This is a genomic window from Spirillospora sp. CA-108201, assembly GCF_050936235.1.
Lineage (GTDB): Bacteria > Actinomycetota > Actinomycetes > Streptosporangiales > Streptosporangiaceae > Spirillospora.
Map to the genome: position 1 here is coordinate 2,119,655 of NZ_JBNJNE010000001.1, position 15,701 is coordinate 2,135,355.

14 protein-coding genes are annotated in these 15,701 nt (G+C 72.6%); 6 read left to right on the top strand and 8 right to left on the bottom strand.

What is annotated here, in order from left to right; genetic code table 11:
• Complete coding sequence (locus ACQEU6_RS10435; RefSeq protein ID WP_499331033.1) at positions 1 to 549, top strand: hypothetical protein; 549 nt, start codon at positions 1 to 3, stop codon at positions 547 to 549.
• A 45-nt stretch (positions 550 to 594) separates the two neighbouring features.
• On the opposite strand, the gene ACQEU6_RS10440 is transcribed toward ACQEU6_RS10435, so the two are convergent.
• Positions 595 to 1,239, bottom strand: coding sequence for a dihydrofolate reductase family protein (locus ACQEU6_RS10440; RefSeq protein ID WP_499331035.1), 645 nt, complete (start codon positions 1,237 to 1,239; stop codon positions 595 to 597).
• A gap of 197 nt (positions 1,240 to 1,436) precedes the next feature.
• On the opposite strand from ACQEU6_RS10440, the gene ACQEU6_RS10445 reads away from it, so the two are divergent.
• The 4 genes from ACQEU6_RS10445 (at position 1,437) to ACQEU6_RS10460 (ending at position 3,664) form a co-directional block, all read left to right on the top strand.
• Entirely contained in the window at positions 1,437 to 2,207 is a 771-nt protein-coding gene (locus ACQEU6_RS10445) for an MBL fold metallo-hydrolase (protein WP_499331036.1), read from the top strand.
• A gap of 475 nt (positions 2,208 to 2,682) precedes the next feature.
• Positions 2,683 to 2,991 carry a helix-turn-helix domain-containing protein gene (locus ACQEU6_RS10450; protein WP_499340121.1) on the top strand — a complete coding sequence of 103 codons (309 nt, stop codon included), beginning with the start codon at positions 2,683 to 2,685 and terminating at the stop codon, positions 2,989 to 2,991.
• The gene (locus ACQEU6_RS10455; protein ID WP_499331038.1) at positions 2,874 to 3,479 is read left to right on the top strand and encodes a DUF5753 domain-containing protein; all 606 of its coding nucleotides are present in this window, start codon (positions 2,874 to 2,876) and stop codon (positions 3,477 to 3,479) included. Before ACQEU6_RS10450 ends, ACQEU6_RS10455 begins: the two co-directional genes overlap by 118 nt.
• Entirely contained in the window at positions 3,476 to 3,664 is a 189-nt protein-coding gene (locus ACQEU6_RS10460) for a DUF397 domain-containing protein (RefSeq protein ID WP_499331040.1), read from the top strand. Before ACQEU6_RS10455 ends, ACQEU6_RS10460 begins: the two co-directional genes overlap by 4 nt.
• Positions 3,665 to 3,996: 332 nt before the next feature.
• On the opposite strand, the gene ACQEU6_RS10465 is transcribed toward ACQEU6_RS10460, so the two are convergent.
• The 4 genes from ACQEU6_RS10465 to panD form a co-directional block, all read right to left on the bottom strand.
• On the bottom strand, positions 3,997 to 6,060 hold the full coding sequence (locus tag ACQEU6_RS10465; RefSeq protein WP_499331042.1) for a WD40 repeat domain-containing protein: 2,064 nt from the start codon (positions 6,058 to 6,060) through the stop codon (positions 3,997 to 3,999).
• A gap of 190 nt (positions 6,061 to 6,250) precedes the next feature.
• Entirely contained in the window at positions 6,251 to 6,793 is a 543-nt protein-coding gene (locus ACQEU6_RS10470) for a serine/threonine-protein kinase (protein ID WP_499331044.1), read from the bottom strand.
• Positions 6,794 to 6,873: 80 nt separating this feature from the next.
• Entirely contained in the window at positions 6,874 to 8,442 is a 1,569-nt protein-coding gene (locus tag ACQEU6_RS10475) for a (2,3-dihydroxybenzoyl)adenylate synthase (protein ID WP_499331045.1), read from the bottom strand.
• A gap of 2 nt (positions 8,443 to 8,444) precedes the next feature.
• Entirely contained in the window at positions 8,445 to 8,846 is a 402-nt protein-coding gene (gene panD / locus ACQEU6_RS10480; protein WP_499331046.1) for an aspartate 1-decarboxylase, read from the bottom strand.
• Positions 8,847 to 8,919: 73 nt separating this feature from the next.
• Between panD and entS the strand changes: the two genes are divergently transcribed.
• Positions 8,920 to 10,167, top strand: a complete 1,248-nt coding sequence (gene entS / locus ACQEU6_RS10485; protein WP_499331048.1) for an enterobactin transporter EntS — start codon at positions 8,920 to 8,922, stop codon at positions 10,165 to 10,167.
• Positions 10,168 to 10,175: 8 nt separating this feature from the next.
• Here the strand turns inward: entS and ACQEU6_RS10490 are convergent, their stop codons facing one another.
• The 3 genes from ACQEU6_RS10490 to ACQEU6_RS10500 are packed head-to-tail and all read right to left on the bottom strand — an operon-like array spanning position 10,176 to position 15,689.
• Entirely contained in the window at positions 10,176 to 13,574 is a 3,399-nt protein-coding gene (locus ACQEU6_RS10490; RefSeq protein WP_499331050.1) for a non-ribosomal peptide synthetase, read from the bottom strand.
• Positions 13,575 to 13,626: 52 nt separating this feature from the next.
• Positions 13,627 to 14,643 (bottom strand): FecCD family ABC transporter permease, encoded by a 1,017-nt coding sequence (locus ACQEU6_RS10495; RefSeq protein WP_499331051.1) that lies wholly within the window; start codon positions 14,641 to 14,643, stop codon positions 13,627 to 13,629.
• Positions 14,640 to 15,689 carry a FecCD family ABC transporter permease gene (locus ACQEU6_RS10500; RefSeq protein WP_499331052.1) on the bottom strand — a complete coding sequence of 350 codons (1,050 nt, stop codon included), beginning with the start codon at positions 15,687 to 15,689 and terminating at the stop codon, positions 14,640 to 14,642. The genes ACQEU6_RS10495 and ACQEU6_RS10500 overlap by 4 nt, the downstream gene beginning before the upstream one ends.
• Between the last annotated feature and the right edge of the window lie 12 nt (positions 15,690 to 15,701).

Consider the following 15,701-nt stretch of genomic DNA (forward strand, 5'->3'; position numbering starts at 1 on the left):
ATGGTCAGTGTCTCCTCGCCCGTGCCGGAACTGAGCCTGCTCGCCGAACTCGAGAGGCGGCTCGAAGGAGAGTTCATCTCGGACGGGTTCGAGCTGTTCGAATTCGGAGAGCCGAAGCACGACGGATGGTCGGACGCCCGGGAGTTCGTCGAGGCGGTCCTCCCCTTCGCCCAGGCCAACGGCTCGGGCTCGTTCTATGCCATGTGGCGCATCGACGACCGCGCGGACCTCGCCACCCTGCCGATCGTGGTGTTCGGTGACGAGGGAGGCGTCCATGTCACCTCGCGCAACCTCCGGGACCTGTTCCGCCAGCTCGCGAGCGACCGGCCACTGTACGTGGACTGGAGCGATGCCTACTTCGGAGAGTACGAGGGATACCACCGCGAACGCGACGGCGCCCCCGAGGCGCACCAGGCTTACGTCGCCTGGCTGGACCAGCATTTCGGCCTGGGTCCGGCGAGCGACCCCAATGAGCTGGTCGAGGCAGCCCAGAAGGATTTCGGGGCGCGGTTCGAGACCTGGCTCGGACCACTCACGCAAGAAACATGAAAGTGAGAGTTCGGGCCGCCCACCGGACGCGGATGGTCGGGTCGCTCAGCCGTCGTGGGTGACGCCGCGGTCGGGGGCGGTCATGTCGCCTGTCTTGGGTGTGCCGTCGCCCAGGCCGTAGCGGAGGTACACGGTGCCGTTCGGGGCGGCGGACGGTGGTTCCAGGAGAGTGAGGTTCGTGGGAACCTCGCCACCGTCGAAGACCTTCTTTCCGACGCCGAGCACGATCGGGTGCACCCAGAGGTCGAGGCGGTCGAAGAGCTTCTCGCGCAGGAGGGTCTGCACCAGGTTCAGGCTTCCGACCACCTTGATGTGCTCGTGCCGATCACGGATTTCGCGCACCGCACCGGCCAGGTCCCGGCCGAGTTGCTCGGACCCGGACCAGGAGAGGTCGGGCCTGCCGCGTGAGACCACGTACTTCGGAACGCGGTTGAAGAGCGCGGCGATGTCGTTGTCCTCGCCGCCCTCCTGGTGCGGCCAGTAGGCGGCGAAGATGTCGTACGTCCGCCGGCCGAGGAGGAGGGCGTCCGTGCCCTCGTACGCGGCACCGACCTGCGCCCCGGTGGCCTCGTCCAGCAGGGGCGCCTGCCAGCCGCCGAACGGGAACCCGGCCGGGTCCTCGTCGGGGCCGCCGGGCGACTGCCCGACGAGGTCGAGGGTCGCGAACAGCTCTATGTGGATGAGGCCCATGTCCTGCTCCCGATGATCGGTGGTTGGTCGCGGGGGTCGGGAGGTAGACCTGCGGGCGCCGGCAGACTCATCGCCGCGACGGCATCCCCAGCCCCTCTTTACCCGCACGGCCGATCCCTCGAACAGCGCATGCCGAGGTCCGACGCTGGGCGGCCCCGACATCCAGGGGCCAGGAGGCTCGGTCCTAGACTTCGCGGATGACCAGCGATCTTCTGGGTTTCACCGTTCTGGGTTCTGCGACGCCGTACCCGAGTGTGGACAACCCGTGTTCTGGCTACCTGGTGTCCAGTGGGGACACCCGGGTGTGGGTGGACGCGGGCACCGGGACGCTGGCTCAGTTGCAACGACACATCCGGCTGGACGAGCTGGACGCGATCTGGATCTCGCATCTGCACGCCGACCACAGCGCGGACCTGCTCACCGCCTACTACGGCGCCTTGTACGCCGACGTCGAGCTCGCCGCCCCGATCCCGCTGTACGGTCCGGCCGGCACGGCTGACCGGCTGGCGCACTTTCTGACGAACACCTCCACACGCAGCCCCGTCGAATCCGCCTTCGCCATTGACGAACTGCACGACGGGCACCGGGCGCGTGTCGGGCCCCTGACGCTGACCAGCCGGGCGGTGGCACATGGCATCCCGGCCTTCGCGCTGCGGGTAGAGGTCGCGGGACGCTCGCTGGTCTACTCCGGAGACACCGCGCCCTGTCCCAGTCTGACGCAGCTGGCGGAGGGGTGTGATGTGCTGCTCTGCGAGGCAGAGAACGCGCAGGTACCGAGTGGCGAAGAACGGGTACATCACACGCCGGAGGACACCGGCGACACCGCGGCCCGCGCCGGGGCGGGGCGGCTGGTCGTCACGCATGTCGGACGTTCTCTCATGCCGCGGGAGGCGGTAGCCCGCGCCTCGACCCGGTTCGATGGCCCCATCGACTTCGCCGCGCCTGGCACCACCTTCTCGGTCGGTTGAGCTACGACGGGTGCCGCACGCCGTCCGGCCCGGTCCGTCTGACAGCGGTCCGGAACCGCAGCTCTCTGTACCCGGACGTACGGCAGCGCAGGCGGTCGGGTGCTGGCTGCGGCTGTTGCGTTGGGGAATGTAGGGGCGCGCTAGGGAAAGTGGATGTCGAACCCATGACGCTATGGGTGGACGTGCGGTTGGACGGTCTTGCGCAAGGAGAACTGGAAGTCGCGCTAATGCACGTTCAGGGCATGCACGTTCGACCTCCGTCTTTTTTAGCGCTTGTGGACCTGTTCGACACAAAATTGTCACTCCGTTCGGGCTGACCAGCCGTTCATTTTCAGGGGCTCCTTCGAACACTTCATGTACACACGGTGGTGACACGGTCACGATTCTACTTTCGGGGGTCATCATGGTCAGCCCGTATGTACGACGCCAGCGTCTGGCGGCCGAGCTCCGCAGGCTCCGCGAGGAGCGCGGCATGATGGCGGAGGAACTCGCCAAGCGCATCCACTACTCGCGCACGAAGATCAGCCGCCTGGAGAACACCGTCGGCCGTCCGGACGTCGCCGACGTGATCACCATTCTCGATGCGCTGAACATTCCGGACGCACAGTGGAAGGAGATCGTCCGGCTCGCGCACGAAGCGGCGATCAAGGGCTGGCGGGACAGGCCATGGGGGCACGTCAGCGGCTGTACGCGGATATCGAGTCCGGGGCCGCGACCATCCGCGAGTACAACCAGAGCGCCATGCCCGGCGTCCTCCAGACCCCGGACTTCATCGCCGCTCTGATCAGCCTCACGGAGCCCGAAGGGCCCCTCGACTTCGATCCGAAGAAGATGACGGACGCTCGTCTCCAACGTGTGAAATCGATCTTACGGGCGGACGGCCCGAGCTATGAGGTGGTCGTCGACGAGGTGTTGATCCGGAGACTCACCGTCCCCGACGAGATCATGAGAGCGCAACTCCGGCATATCATCCAGACGCTGGACCAGGAGTCTCAGTTGACCTTTCGGGTCCTGCCGGTCAACGCGCGGCTGGTCGGCACGCTCCTTCCGCGGTCGACGTTCACCCTCTACACCTTTCCCGACGGGGACGACCCGCCGATGGCGGTGGTGGACACGATCACAACCGATCTCGTCTATCTGGAGCCTCGCGAGGTTGAGCGGTATACACGAAGGTACGAATACCTTCGTCAGGCAGCGCTGTCGCCGGAGGACGGCAAAATGCTCCTGATCGAAGCGGCGAAAGAGCCGAACGACCAGACGGGACCCCCATGAGCAGCCGTTTCACCAACTGGCGCAAGTCTCGGCACAGCGAACCCAACGGAACCTGCGTGGAGGTCGGGCGGGCAGCGGACGGGACTGTCGGCGTCCGGGACACCAAGGCACAAGGCCGGGGCCCGATCCTGGAACTGACTCGCCAGGAGTGGGCCGCCTTTCTCGACTCCGTCCGACTGAGGTAGATCCGACGTCCTAGCCGCAGCGCCCTCGTCCGCGTGGTTCGGACGAGGGCGGCCCGACGATCTCGGTCTACGTTCGCGGCCCCGGACTCGTCGGTGGGATTCGCGCACCAGGCCTCATTGGGGGCAGGTGGGGCGGTAGTCGAGGGTGGGGAGGTTCTGGTTCCATTCCCTTCTTGTCAGGCCGCCCGCGGTGCTCTGGCAGAGGGCCGCTCTGGTGAGCGCGGGGGCCAGGTCGTGGGTGAGGACGGTCCCGGCTTCGGCGGCGCTGGTGAGGGACCTGCCGTCCGCGGAGAACGCCAGGGCGCCGATCTCGGTCTGGTGGCCGCGCAGGATCAGGCCGCGCGAGCGGAGGGTCCTGCCGTCGGTGAGGAGGACTTCTGGTCCGTCTCGGTTCCCTCGGCGCTCACGATCGTGCGTCCGTCCCGTCTCATGGCGAGAAGGGTGATGAGGAACGTGTCGTCGCTTCTGGCGAGGATTCGTCCGGACGGGTACTCGACCAGACCTGACTTGCCGTCCGTCATCAGGGCCTTGCCGTCCGGACGGAAGACGATGCGCTTGACGAAGGTGCCGACCGACGAGGGCGCCGCGCGGATCCGCCGGAACGTCCTCGTGTCCCAGAACTGGAGTTCTCCCGCGGTGCCACGGCGCACCAGGAGGGCGAGGCCGCGGCCGTCCGGGGACAGGGCCATCGCCTGGATCCTGTCGGTGGGCTGGGGCAGCGTCACGTCGCCGAGCTTCGCGAACTTCTCGGCGTCGGTGACGGTGACCGTGCGGGCGTTCTTGTAGACGGCGAGCCGCCCGCCGTCGGCGCTGAGGGCGAGATCGTTGCCGTTGCCGGAGTACTCGTAGTCGGACGACAGGCTGAACCCCCGGTCGACGGCGCGCTTGCGCCGGACGTCCCAGAAGTGCACCGAGCCTCCGCTGCGGTACGCCATGGACGAGGCGTCCGCGGAGATGGCCGTGTTCTGGAACAGGCCGCTTCCCTGGATGACCTGGGTGCTCAGGAAGACGCTGATGTCGAGGGACGAGACCTGGCCGGTGGCCGGCTCGATGCACCGCAGGGCACGCTGCTCGACGAAGCGGACCAGGGCGCAGCCGGCGTCCGGCGCATAGCGGATCACGGGTTCGTCTGGGGTGGACTGGGCGGCGCCGCCTTCCTTGAGCCGCCACATGGTTCTGGCCTGTGCCAGGTAACGGCCGTCCTGGCTGAAGGCCAGGGCGGAGTACGAGTTCGCGAGCGCGAGCCTGAGGAACTGCTCGTCCGCGCCAAGCTTCCAGAGCAGGACCTCTGTCTTCTTGCCCGCGGCCGGGGTGGCCGCGACGGCGAGCAGCGATCCGTCCGGACTCACCTTCGCCGCGCTGACGTACCTTCCCTTGAGCGCCTTGTTGAGGCGGGGCAGCGCGATCGTCGTTCTGGCCGCCAACTGGTCGACGTGCACCGCGCCCTGGGGCGTGACGCCCGCGATGAACTGGTCGCCCGCGTCGGCCGTGAGCATGTCGACGCCGTCCTTCGGGCGCGTCCAGCTCAGCGGGACCTGCCGGAGGGTCCGCAGGCCCCAGACGGTGCGGGCGTCGTCGGTGACGACGAGGTCGAGGGTGCCGGGGCCGGTGATGGCGAACTCGTGGAGCTCGGCGTGGGTGTCGATGTTCCAGACACCGGCCTTCTGGCCGTCCACGATGTTCGAGAGGGCGGCGGCGACGGCCAGTCGGCGGGCGGTCCTCGGGTCGCTCTTGCGGGTGGCCATCGCGACCGCCGCCAGGCGCCGGGCCTCCGCGTCGTCGTGCTGCCGCGCCACGGTGCGGCTCTGCTGGAAGACGAGGACGCCCGCGACGAGCGTCACCAGCAGCAGGACGGCGAGGACGCCGGAGACCGCGGTCCGCAGGGTGGACCGGCGCCGGACGGACGCGCGCCCGGCGTCCAGGAACGCCTCCTCCAGCGTGTTCGGCCGCAGCGCGCGGCCGCCGCCGACGGCCCAGGTCACCGCGCGTTCGAGCCGGGTCCCCTGGAGGACGTCGCCGGCCTTGCGGCCGTGCGCGTCCCACAGGCGCGCCCCCTCCGCGAGTTCCTGGTGGACGTCCAGGCCGGGGCCTTCGGCGGCGGCCCGTTCGCGCAGCCGCGGCCAGGCGCGCAGCAGCGCCGGTGAGGCGAGGGCGAGGCGCTGCTCGTCCCAGGTGACCAGGCCCGCTCCCGTGAACGCGGACAGGACGGCGTCGATCACGGGTTCCGGCGTGCGGCCGTCGCCGAACTCGGCGCGCGCCGCCGGGCGGGCGAGGTCCTCTCCGGCCGAGACCATCCGCAGCAGGATCTGCGGGACGGCCTGCCGCGCCTCCGGGGTGAGGCTCCACAGCACCGCTTCGGCGCGCTCGCCCAGCGGAGGGGACACGATCTTGGGCATGCGGACGGCGCGGGCCTCCCGCTCCCCCTGCTCCAGGAGGTCCGCGTCGAGCCCCCCGCCGAGCAGTCGAGCAGCAGGTCCGGCGCGTCGGGGCGCAGCCCGGGGTCCTTGGCCAGCGCGGCCTCGACCATGGGCCGGAGCCGCTCGGGCACCGGCGAGGTGTCCGGTTCGGTGTTCAGCACGGAGTGCATCAGCTTGGGCAGGGACTCGCCGTGGAAGGGGTGCGGCCGGACGCGGCGAACAGGATCGTGGCGCCCCAGGCCCAGACGTCCACGGCGGGCCCGGGGCTCTTCCCCTGGAACACCTCGGGCGCCATGTACCGGGGTGTTCCCTTCATCCCGGTCGCGCTCTGCGACATGTCCTCGGTGCGGGCGATGCCGAAGTCGATGACGCGGGGGCCGTCCGGTCCGAGCAGCACGTTGGCGGGCTTCAGGTCGCGGTGGACGACGCCCGCCCGGTGGACGGCGGTCAGCGCGGTCGCGCTCCCGACCGCCAGCCGGTACAGGTCGTCCGGCTTGTACGGGCCGTCGTCGTCGACGGCCTGCTGGAGGTTCGGGCCCGCGACGTACTCGCTGACGACGTACGGCAGAGGGTCGTCCAGGTCGACGGCGAGGACGCGCGCCGTGCAGAACTGCGAGACGCGCCGCACCGCCTCGACCTCGCGGACGGACAGGTCGCGGTGCAGGGCGGAGTAGGAGCGGGTGCCACAGACGTCTCCCAGCCCAATAGACATGATCGTCTATTAGGCTGCCGATCCGGGCGGCGGCATTTCGCGCGAACCAGTGAACACCGGTCGACGAACGGGCGGAGAACTCATCGGAGGCGCGCGGCGAGCGCCTTCTTGCTGATCTTGCCGACCGGCGTCCGGGGGAACGCGGCGGCGGTCTCCAGGCGGTCGGGGTGCTTGTAGGCGGCGACGCCCCGGGCGCGGAGGAAATCCTTGATCTCGCGCAGGCCGGGGGCCTTCTCCCCCTCCCGGATGATCAGGAAGGCGCAGGTGCGCTCACCCATCACCGGGTCGGGGACGCCGACCACGGCCGCGTCGTGGACCGCCGGGTGGGCCAGGAGGTGGTTCTCCAGCTCCTCGGCGGAGATCTTGTCGCCGCCCCGGTTGATCTGGTCCTTCTCGCGGCCCTCGACGATGAGGTGGCCGGACGGCAGCTCCCTGACCAGGTCGCCCGTGCGGTAGAAGCCGTCGGGGGTGAAGGAGCGGGCGTTGTGCTCGGGTGCGCGGTAGTAGCCGCGGAGGGTGTAAGGGCCCCGGGTGAGGAGTTCGCCCACGTCGCCCGGGGCCACCTGCTTGCCGTCCTCGTCGACGACGCGGATCTCGTCGGCCGGGGAGAGGGGGCGGCCCTGGGTGCGTTCGATCAGGTCGCGCGGGTCGTCCAGACGGGTGTAGTTGAGGAGGCCCTCGGCCATGCCGAAGACCTGCTGGACCTGGCAGCCCAGAGCGTCCGGGATCTCGGCGGCGCGTTCGGCGGCGAGCTTGGCGCCGCCCACCTGGAGCAGCCGCAGGGACGAGATGTCCTCGTCCGACCAGGTCACCGCGTCCAGCCAGAGAAGGGCGATCGGGGGGACGACCGCGCAGACGGTGGCGCGCTCGCGCTCGATGAGGGGGAACGCCTCGTCCGGAGAGCCGGAGGGCGAGAGGACGACCGTGCCGCCCGCGGCGAAGACGCCGAGGATTCCGGGGCAGGCCAGGGCGAAGTTGTGCGCGGCCGGGAGCACGACCAGGTAGGCGGTGTCGCGGTCGAAGCCGCAGAGTTCGGCGCTGGCCTCCAGGTTGTAGACGTAGTCGCGGTGCGTCCGGGGGATCAGTTTCGGGAGGCCGGTCGTGCCGCCGGACAGGAGGAAGACCCCCACGTCCGACGGGTCGGGGGCGGGGGCCGCCACCGGCTCGGCGTCGACGGAGGCCAGGGAGGCGAACTCCGCGGCGTCGCCCTCGACGATCACGTGCTCCACGGGGAGGGTGCGGGCCAGGGCGCGGTAGTCGAAATCGCCGTCGCGGTCGGCGCAGACGTAGGCGCGGGCCTCGGAGAGTTCGCAGAGGTAGCGGATCTCGCTCTCGCGGTGCGCGGGGAGCGCCAGCACTGGCGCGGCGCCGATGCGGACGAGGGCGAGGAAGGCGACGACGAAGCCCGCGGTGTTCGGGAGCTGCACGACCACGCGGTCGCCGCGGCGCAGGCCCAGGGCGAGGAGGCCGGCGGCGGTGCGGTCGGCGCGGGCGTCGAGTTCGGCGTAGGTGAGGCGGTCGTCGCCCGCGACCAGGGCGAGCGCGGCGGGGTCTCCGCGCAGCACGTCGCCGAGGAGGCGGTCGGTCCAGTAGCCCTCCGCCTCGTAGCGGGCTTCGAGGCCGGCGGGCCAGGGGGTGAAGCCGTCCACGGTCACCGCCCCGCGAGCTGCGCGGGCGCGCCGGGGACCGGCTCGGACGGGTCGGACCCGAGGGCGACGACGCGGTTCGCGGCGTCGACGTGGACGACGCGGGGCTCGTGCCGGGACGGCTCCTCCACGCCCGCGTAGGTGATGATGATCACCAGGTCGCCGGGCCGGACGAGGCGGGCCGCCGCGCCGTTGATCCCGATGACGCCGCTGCCCGCCTCGCCGGCGATGGCGTAGGTGACGAGCCGGGCGCCGTTGTCGATGTCGACGAGGTGGACCTGCTCGCCCTCCACGATGTCGGCCGCGGCCATCAGGTCGGCGTCGATCGTCAGCGAGCCCACGTAGTGCAGGTCCGCCTGGGTGACGGTCGCTCGGTGGATCTTCCCGTTCATCAGCGTCCGCTGCACGTCTCCTCTTTCTCACGATCAACTAAGGCTAGGCTAACCTTAGCTACTCGATCGGCAGAGGAGAACCCCGAGGATGCTCCGGCGACTGGTCATCGACGTCGGGCCGCTGCGCGCCAGCAGGCCGTTCCGCAACGTGTTCATCGCCCGCACCGTCTCGGTCTTCGGGATCGGCATGCTGGCGGTCGCCCTTCCGGTGCAGGTGTACGACCTGACCGGGTCCACCGTGCACGTGGGCGGCGTCTCCGCCGCCGAGGGCTTCGCGCTCCTCGCGGGATTCCTGTGGGGCGGCGTGCTGGCCGACCGGCACGACCGGCGGCGCCTGATGCTGCGAGCGCGCGCCGCGGCCGGGATCGGGTTCGTGCTGCTGGCGCTCAACGCGTTCCTGCCCTCCCCCTCGCTGGCCGCCCTGTACGCGCTGGCGGCGTGGGACGGGCTGATGACCGGCGTCAGCATCACCGCGCTGCTGGCCGCGACGCCCGCGCTGGTCGCACCCGACAAGCTCGTCGCGGCGGGGGCGCTCAACGCGCTCACGGTCCGGCTCGGGTCGATGGCCTCCCCCGCGCTCGGCGGGCTCGTGGTGTCGGCGTTCGGCGTGGGCTGGAACTACGCGGCCGCGGCGGCCGGGACGCTCGGCACCCTCGCGCTGCTGACCGGGCTGCCGCCGCTCAAGCCCGCCGCCGCCGAGGAGGCGGACGCCAACCCGCTGAAGTCGGTGTGGGACGGGTTCCGCTTCGTCGCCTCGCATCGGGTCGTCGGGTCGCTGATGCTCCTCGGCCTGCTGTTCATGGTCGCGGGCGGCATCCCCGTCCTGATGCCCGCGTTCGCGAGCCGGAGCCTGGACGGCGGCGCCACCACGGTCGGGCTGCTGTTCGCCGCGCCGGCGTGCGGCGCGGTGCTGGCCTCCCTGACGAGCGGCTGGACCGGGCAGGCCCGGGCGCCGGGCCTGGCGCTGCTCGTCGCGTCCGTCTCCGGGTTCGCCGCGCTCGCGTGCCTCGGCCTGGCCCGCCACCCGGCGCTCGCCGTCGCGATCCTGTTCGTCTACGGGTTCGTCCAGTCGATCGAGGAGATCCTGCGGTACGGGCTGATCCAGTCCCACACGCCCGACTCGCATCTCGGACGGGTGAACGCGCTGTGGTCGGCGCAGGAGACGGGCGGCGGCGCCATCGGCTCGCTCGGAGCCGGGGCGCTCGGCCGGTACCTCGCCCCGGGCGCCGCCATCGCCTTGTACGGGACGGTCAGCGCCGTCCTCGCCCTGGCGCTCGCCCTGACCCTCACCGGGCTCCGGACCGCGACGCTGCGGCCGGAGCCCGAGCCGGGCTGATCCCCGGATCATCCGAGGCGCGCGGTCAGCTCCTCCTCGGTCATGGCCTCGACCTCCAGCCAGATGGCGGCGACGGACTCCAGGCGTCCCGGCGTCTCCTCCAGCTCGGCGAAGCGGCGGCAGATGCGCGCGACCGTCCGCTCGGCGAACAGGACGCGGACGGGCAGCGCCGTCGTGTCGAGCGCCTCGCGCAGCCGCGCGAGCACGGTGGTGGCGAGAACGGAGTCGCCGCCGAGGGCGAAGAAGTCGGCGTCCGCGCCGACGCGTTCCCTCCCCAGCACCTCGGCGACGATCCGGGCCAGGACCTTCTCCAGTGACGTTTCGGGCTCGGCACAGGCCGCGGACGCCTCACCGGCCTCGGCGGCGGCCAGGACCGTGAGCGCCTTGCGGTCGACCTTGCCGTTCGCGGTGAGCGGCCATTCGTCCACGCGCACGAGCAGTTCCGGGACCATGTGCGGGGGCAGCAGCTCGCGGACGCGGGCGAGCACGGCGTCGCGGTCGGTCCCGGCGGGCGCCGCCACCGCGGCGGCGAGGCGGCCTCCGGCGAGGAGCGCGACGGCCCGCCCGACGGCGGGATGGTCGCGCAGCGCGGCCTCGACCTCGCCGAGCTCGATCCGGAACCCGCGCACCTTGACCTGGTGGTCGCGGCGGCCGAGGAACTCGATGGCGCCGCCCGGGCGGTAGCGGGCCAGGTCACCGGTCCGGTACCAGCGGGTGCCCTCCCGGAGGACGAACCGGTCGGCGGTCCGGGCCGGGTCGCCGACGTAGCCGTCCGCGACGCCGGCGCCGCCGATCCACAGCTCGCCGGTGACCCAGTCGGGGCGGTCGCGGCCCAGTTCGTCCACCACCCGGCACGCGACGCCGCGCAGCGGCACCCCGTACGGGACGGCGTGCCAGTCGGCGGGGACGTCGCCCGCGACCTCCTGCACCGTCGAGTGGATCGCCGTCTCGGTCGTGCCGCCGAGCCCCACGAAGCGGCAGCCCGGCGCGCTCTCCCGCACCAGGCCGGGCAGGTGCGTGCCCACCCAGTCGCCGCCGAGCAGGACGAGCCGCAGGCTCTCCGCCGGGCCCGCGCGCAGCAGCATCTCCAGGACGGACGGGACGCAGTTCAGCACGGTCACCGACCAGCGCCGCACCAGCTCGCTCCACCGGGCGGCGTCGCGCCGCTCGTCCTCGTCCGGGACGACGACCGCGCCGCCCGCGTGCCAGGCGGCGAACAGGTCGAACACCGACAGGTCGAAGTCGAGCGCCGACACGGCGAAGGAGACGTCGTCCTCCCCGATCGCGAACCGCTCGACCAGGTCGCCGATGGTGTTCATCGCCGCGCCGTGCGACACCTCCACGCCCTTGGGCTCGCCCGTCGAACCGGAGGTGAACAGGACGTAGGCGACCTGGTCGGGCCGCACGGCGACCGGTCCGGGCAGCGGGTCGGCATCGGCGAGGCCGCTCGGGGTGAGCGAGGCCGCGACGCCGGCGCCCGCGCGGATCCTCGCGCGCCGCGCCTCCGGCTGCTCGGGGCCGATCGGGACGTAGGCGGCGCCGGCCGCCAGCGCCCCGAGCGCGGCGGCGGCCTGGCCGGGGCCCTTCGGAAGTTCGATCGAGACCCGGTCGCCGGGGCGGACGCCCTGCGCCGCCAGCGCCGCCGCGATCCGCAGGGCGCGGCCGGCGAGCTCGCCGTAGGACATCGTCCCGCCGTCGCCCCAGTGCAGGGCCGGGGCGTACGGGCGGCGCGCGGCGTGCTCGAAGAAGCCCTCGGTCAGGGTGCGCGGCGCGGGCGCGGGAGTGGCGTTCAGCCCGTGCCGGACGCGGAGCTGCGCGGGCGTCGCGGCGATGGCGAGCGGCGCGTCCCAGTCGGCGCCGGGCGCGCCGAGACGGGTGACCGCGGCGGTGTAGGCGTCGAACATCGCCTCCGCGACGCCGTCCGGGAACGCGGGCAGGCGCACGTCCCAGTTGAGCAGCAGGCCGCCGGACACCTCGGTCACCTGCGCGTCCAGCAGCACCTGCGGGCCCTGCGAGATGATCCAGCCGGGTTCGCCGAACAGTTCGCGGACGCGATCGCCGAACAGCTCGCCCAGGTTGAGGGCGCTGGTGTAGACGATCGGGGCGAGCACCTGCTCCCCGCGCAGCCGCGACAGGTCCCGCAGCACCTCCAGACCGGAGTAGTCGCTGTGCGCTCCGGCGGTGTGCAGGTTCGCCTGGAGGGCGCGGGCGCGGGCGACGAACGGGAGATCCTCGGTGAGGTCGGCCTCCAGCATGATGGACCCGGTGAAGTCGCCGACGACCTTGTCGACGTCGGGGTGGACGGGCTCGCGGTGGAACAGCGGCAGGTTCAGCAGGAACCGCGGCGTCGCCGACCAGGTCCCGACCACCTCGGCGAACACGGCGGCGAGCGCCATCGCGGGGGTGACGCCCTCGGCGTGGGCGCGGGCGATGAGGCGGTCCTTGCCGTCCGGCGGCAGCCAGTGGTGCCTGCGCTCGACGCGGTTCCCCGGCTCCGGGACGACCGGCAGCTCGGGCGGGCCGGGAAGGCCGGCGAGCCGGTCGGCCCACCAGCGGCGGTCGGCGGCGCGGGCCTGCGCGCGGGGGTCGTCGGCGAGGTAGCGGGCGTAGCCGTAGCGGATCGGCGCGAGGGTCTCGCCCTCGTACAGCGCGGCGAGGTCGGCCAGCATGACGCGGTAGCTCATCGCGTCGGCGGCGACCATGTCGACGTCCAGGTGGAGGCGCGCGGCGCCGTCCGGGAGGAGGCTGAGCCGGGCGTCGAAGACGCGGCCGTCCTCGATGGGGAGCCGCTGCCGCGACATCTCGTCCCGGACGCGCTCCAGCTCGGAGTCCGCGTCGTCCGAGGAGCGCAGGTCGTGGACGGTGACGAGCGGCCCGGGGCGTTCGGGCAGGATCCGCTGCGTCCCGTCGTCGCGGACGGCGGCGCGCAGCATCGGGTGCCGCCGCACCAGCGCGCCCACGGCCGTCTCGAAGCGGGACGGGTCGATCGCGCGCCCGTCCAGCTCGACGTACAGGTGGGCGGCCACGGAGCCGAGCTCCTGGCCGGAGTCTCGGCCGATCCAGTACGCGTGCTGCATCAGCGCCAGGGCGAAGGGGTCGTCCGGTTCGACGGCGGCCTCGCCGGGATCCGCGCCCGGTGCCGCGCCCGTTTCCGCGCCCGTTTCCGGGGCGGGCCCGGCCGACGCCTCGACCTGGCCCTTCTCGGCGAGGAGGTCCCACCACCCGGCGAGCGTCGGACGTTCGGCCAGCTCGGCGAAGCGGATCTCGATCCCCCCGCGCCGGAGCCGGCCGGTGAGCTGCATGAGCCGGATCGAGTCCATGCCCAGCTCGATGAGGTTGTCGTCCGCCTCCGCGCGCTCGCCCAGCACCTCGGCCAGCGCGGCGTGGAGCTCATCCCAGGTCAGCACGGAACTCCTCTCAATTTAGGTAAGGCTAACCTAATTGCGACGTTCGGCTCCGTCAACGCCGGCCGGAGAAGGACAGCAGCCATGCCAGGTACACGCCGCCGAGGACGCCGGTGACGACGCCGACCGGCACGGCGACCGGCAGGTGCAGCGCGACCAGGTCCGCGCTCGCCAGCAGCGCGGCCCCGGTCAGCGCGGCGGGCAGCAGCTGCGCGCCGGGCCGCCGGGTCAGCCGCCGGGCGAGCTGCGGCGCGGCGAGCGCCACGAACGGGACGGGGCCGGCCGCGGCGGTCGCCGCCGCGACCAGGCCCACCCCGGCGATCGTCAGCAGGGCCCGCGTCCGCTGGACGGGCACGCCGAGCGCCCGCGCGGCGTCGTCGCCCAGCTCGCCCATGCCGAGCGGCCGGGCCAGCAGGAGCGCCGCGGGCACGAGCACGGCCAGCGCGAGCGCGAGCGGGACGGCCTGGTCCCAGTCCCTCCCGTTCAGGCTGCCGGTCAGCCAGAACGCGGCCTCGTACGCCTCGCGCAGTTCGGCGCGGGTGATGAGGTAGGAGTTGAGCGCCTCCAGCATCGCCGCCGCCGCGACGCCGATCAGCACCAGCCGGACCCCGTGCACGCCGCCGCCCCGGCGGTAGGCGACCAGGTACACCGCGAGAGCGGTCAGCACCGCGCCCGCGACCGAGCTGACGGTGATCGCGACCGCGCCGCCGCCGAACACCAGGATCTGCAGCAGCGCGCCGGTCGCCGATCCGGTGGTGAAGCCGATGAGGTCGGGACTGCCGAGCGGATTGCGGGAGATGCTCTGGAAGACCGCCCCGGACATGCCGAGCGCCAGACCGGCGAGCAGGCCGGTGACGGCGCGGGGCAGGCGCAGGGTGGTGACGATGAACTCGGTGGCCTGGTCGCCCTTGCCGAGCAGGACGCGCACCACGTCCGGCGGCGCGATGGGGAACTCTCCCGAGCCGACCACGAGGACGGCCGCGCCGACCGCGACCGCGGCCAGCACCCCGCACACCGCCGCCGTGCGCGGCTCCCAGCGCAGCGACACCCCGGCCGCACGGATGACTCTCACAGGTCGCGCGTCCTTCCCCTCCGGACCATCACCGCGAACAGCGGCGCACCGAGGAACGCGGTGACGATGCCGGTCTCCAGTTCTCCGGGCGTGACGACGCGGCCGAGGATGTCCGCGCCGAGCAGCAGGACGGGCGCGAGGAGCAGCGCGTAGGGCAGGACGAGCCGCTGGTCCGGGCCGACCGCCGTCCGCACGATGAAGGGGACGGCCAGCCCGAGGAACGTGATGGGCCCGGCCGCCGCCGTCGCGGCCCCGCACAGCAGCACCACCGCGAGCGACCCGAGCGCCCTGGTCCGGCCGGGGCGGGAGCCGAGGGCGCGGCCCGCGTCGTCGCCGAGGCCGAGGGCGTTCAGCGGGCGGGCGAGCGCCAGCGCGAGCAGCGTCCCGGCGATGATGAACGGCAGGACGCGCAGGAAGACCGGAACGTCGCGGCCGCCGAGCGTGCCGACCTGCCAGAACCGGAAGCCGCCGAAGGTGCGGGGGGTGAACAGCATCACGCCGGCCGTCATCGCGCTGAAGACCGCGTTGACGGCGGCCCCGGCCAGGACCAGCCGCGCCGGGGACGCGCCGCCGCGCCCCCGGGCGCCGATCAGGTAGACGAGGGCCGCCGCGCCCGCCGCTCCGGCGAAGGCCGCCCACACGTAGACGAGCAGGTCGTCCACGCGGAACGCGCCGATGACCAGGACGACCGCGAGGGCCGCGCCGCCGTTCACGCCGAGCAGGCCCGGTTCGGCGAGCGGGTTGCGGGTGAGCGCCTGCATCACCGCGCCCGCCAGCCCGAGCGCCATGCCGACGGCGACGCCGAGGAGGGTGCGGGGCAGCCGCAGCTCGTGGACGATCAGCTGCGCCCGGGAGCCGTCGTCCGGGGAGAACACGCCGGGGATCACGTCCGCGACCGGGACGTCGCCGGCGCCGATCGCGAGGCTGGCCCCGATCGTCAGCAGCAGCACCGCCGCGAGCAGGGCGAGCCACCACGGCCGCGCGCCGCGCGACAGCCCCTGCCCCTCCGGGGATTTCGACGGGTGTTCTCGCGCGGGGGAAAGCACGCGGTAAGGCTA

Bases quoted from the DNA above. Each gene is read 5' to 3' on its own strand.
- ACQEU6_RS10435 (WP_499331033.1), top strand. From the start codon at position 1: ATGGTCAGTGTCTCCTCGCCCGTGCCGGAACTGAGCCTGCTCGCCGAA.
- ACQEU6_RS10440 (WP_499331035.1), bottom strand. From the start codon at position 1,239: ATGGGCCTCATCCACATAGAGCTGTTCGCGACCCTCGACCTCGTCGGG.
- ACQEU6_RS10445 (WP_499331036.1), top strand. From the start codon at position 1,437: ATGACCAGCGATCTTCTGGGTTTCACCGTTCTGGGTTCTGCGACGCCG.
- ACQEU6_RS10450 (WP_499340121.1), top strand. From the start codon at position 2,683: ATGGCGGAGGAACTCGCCAAGCGCATCCACTACTCGCGCACGAAGATC.
- ACQEU6_RS10455 (WP_499331038.1), top strand. From the start codon at position 2,874: ATGGGGGCACGTCAGCGGCTGTACGCGGATATCGAGTCCGGGGCCGCG.
- ACQEU6_RS10460 (WP_499331040.1), top strand. From the start codon at position 3,476: ATGAGCAGCCGTTTCACCAACTGGCGCAAGTCTCGGCACAGCGAACCC.
- ACQEU6_RS10465 (WP_499331042.1), bottom strand. From the start codon at position 6,060: ATGCCCAAGATCGTGTCCCCTCCGCTGGGCGAGCGCGCCGAAGCGGTG.
- ACQEU6_RS10470 (WP_499331044.1), bottom strand. From the start codon at position 6,793: ATGTCTATTGGGCTGGGAGACGTCTGTGGCACCCGCTCCTACTCCGCC.
- entS (WP_499331048.1), top strand. From the start codon at position 8,920: ATGCTCCGGCGACTGGTCATCGACGTCGGGCCGCTGCGCGCCAGCAGG.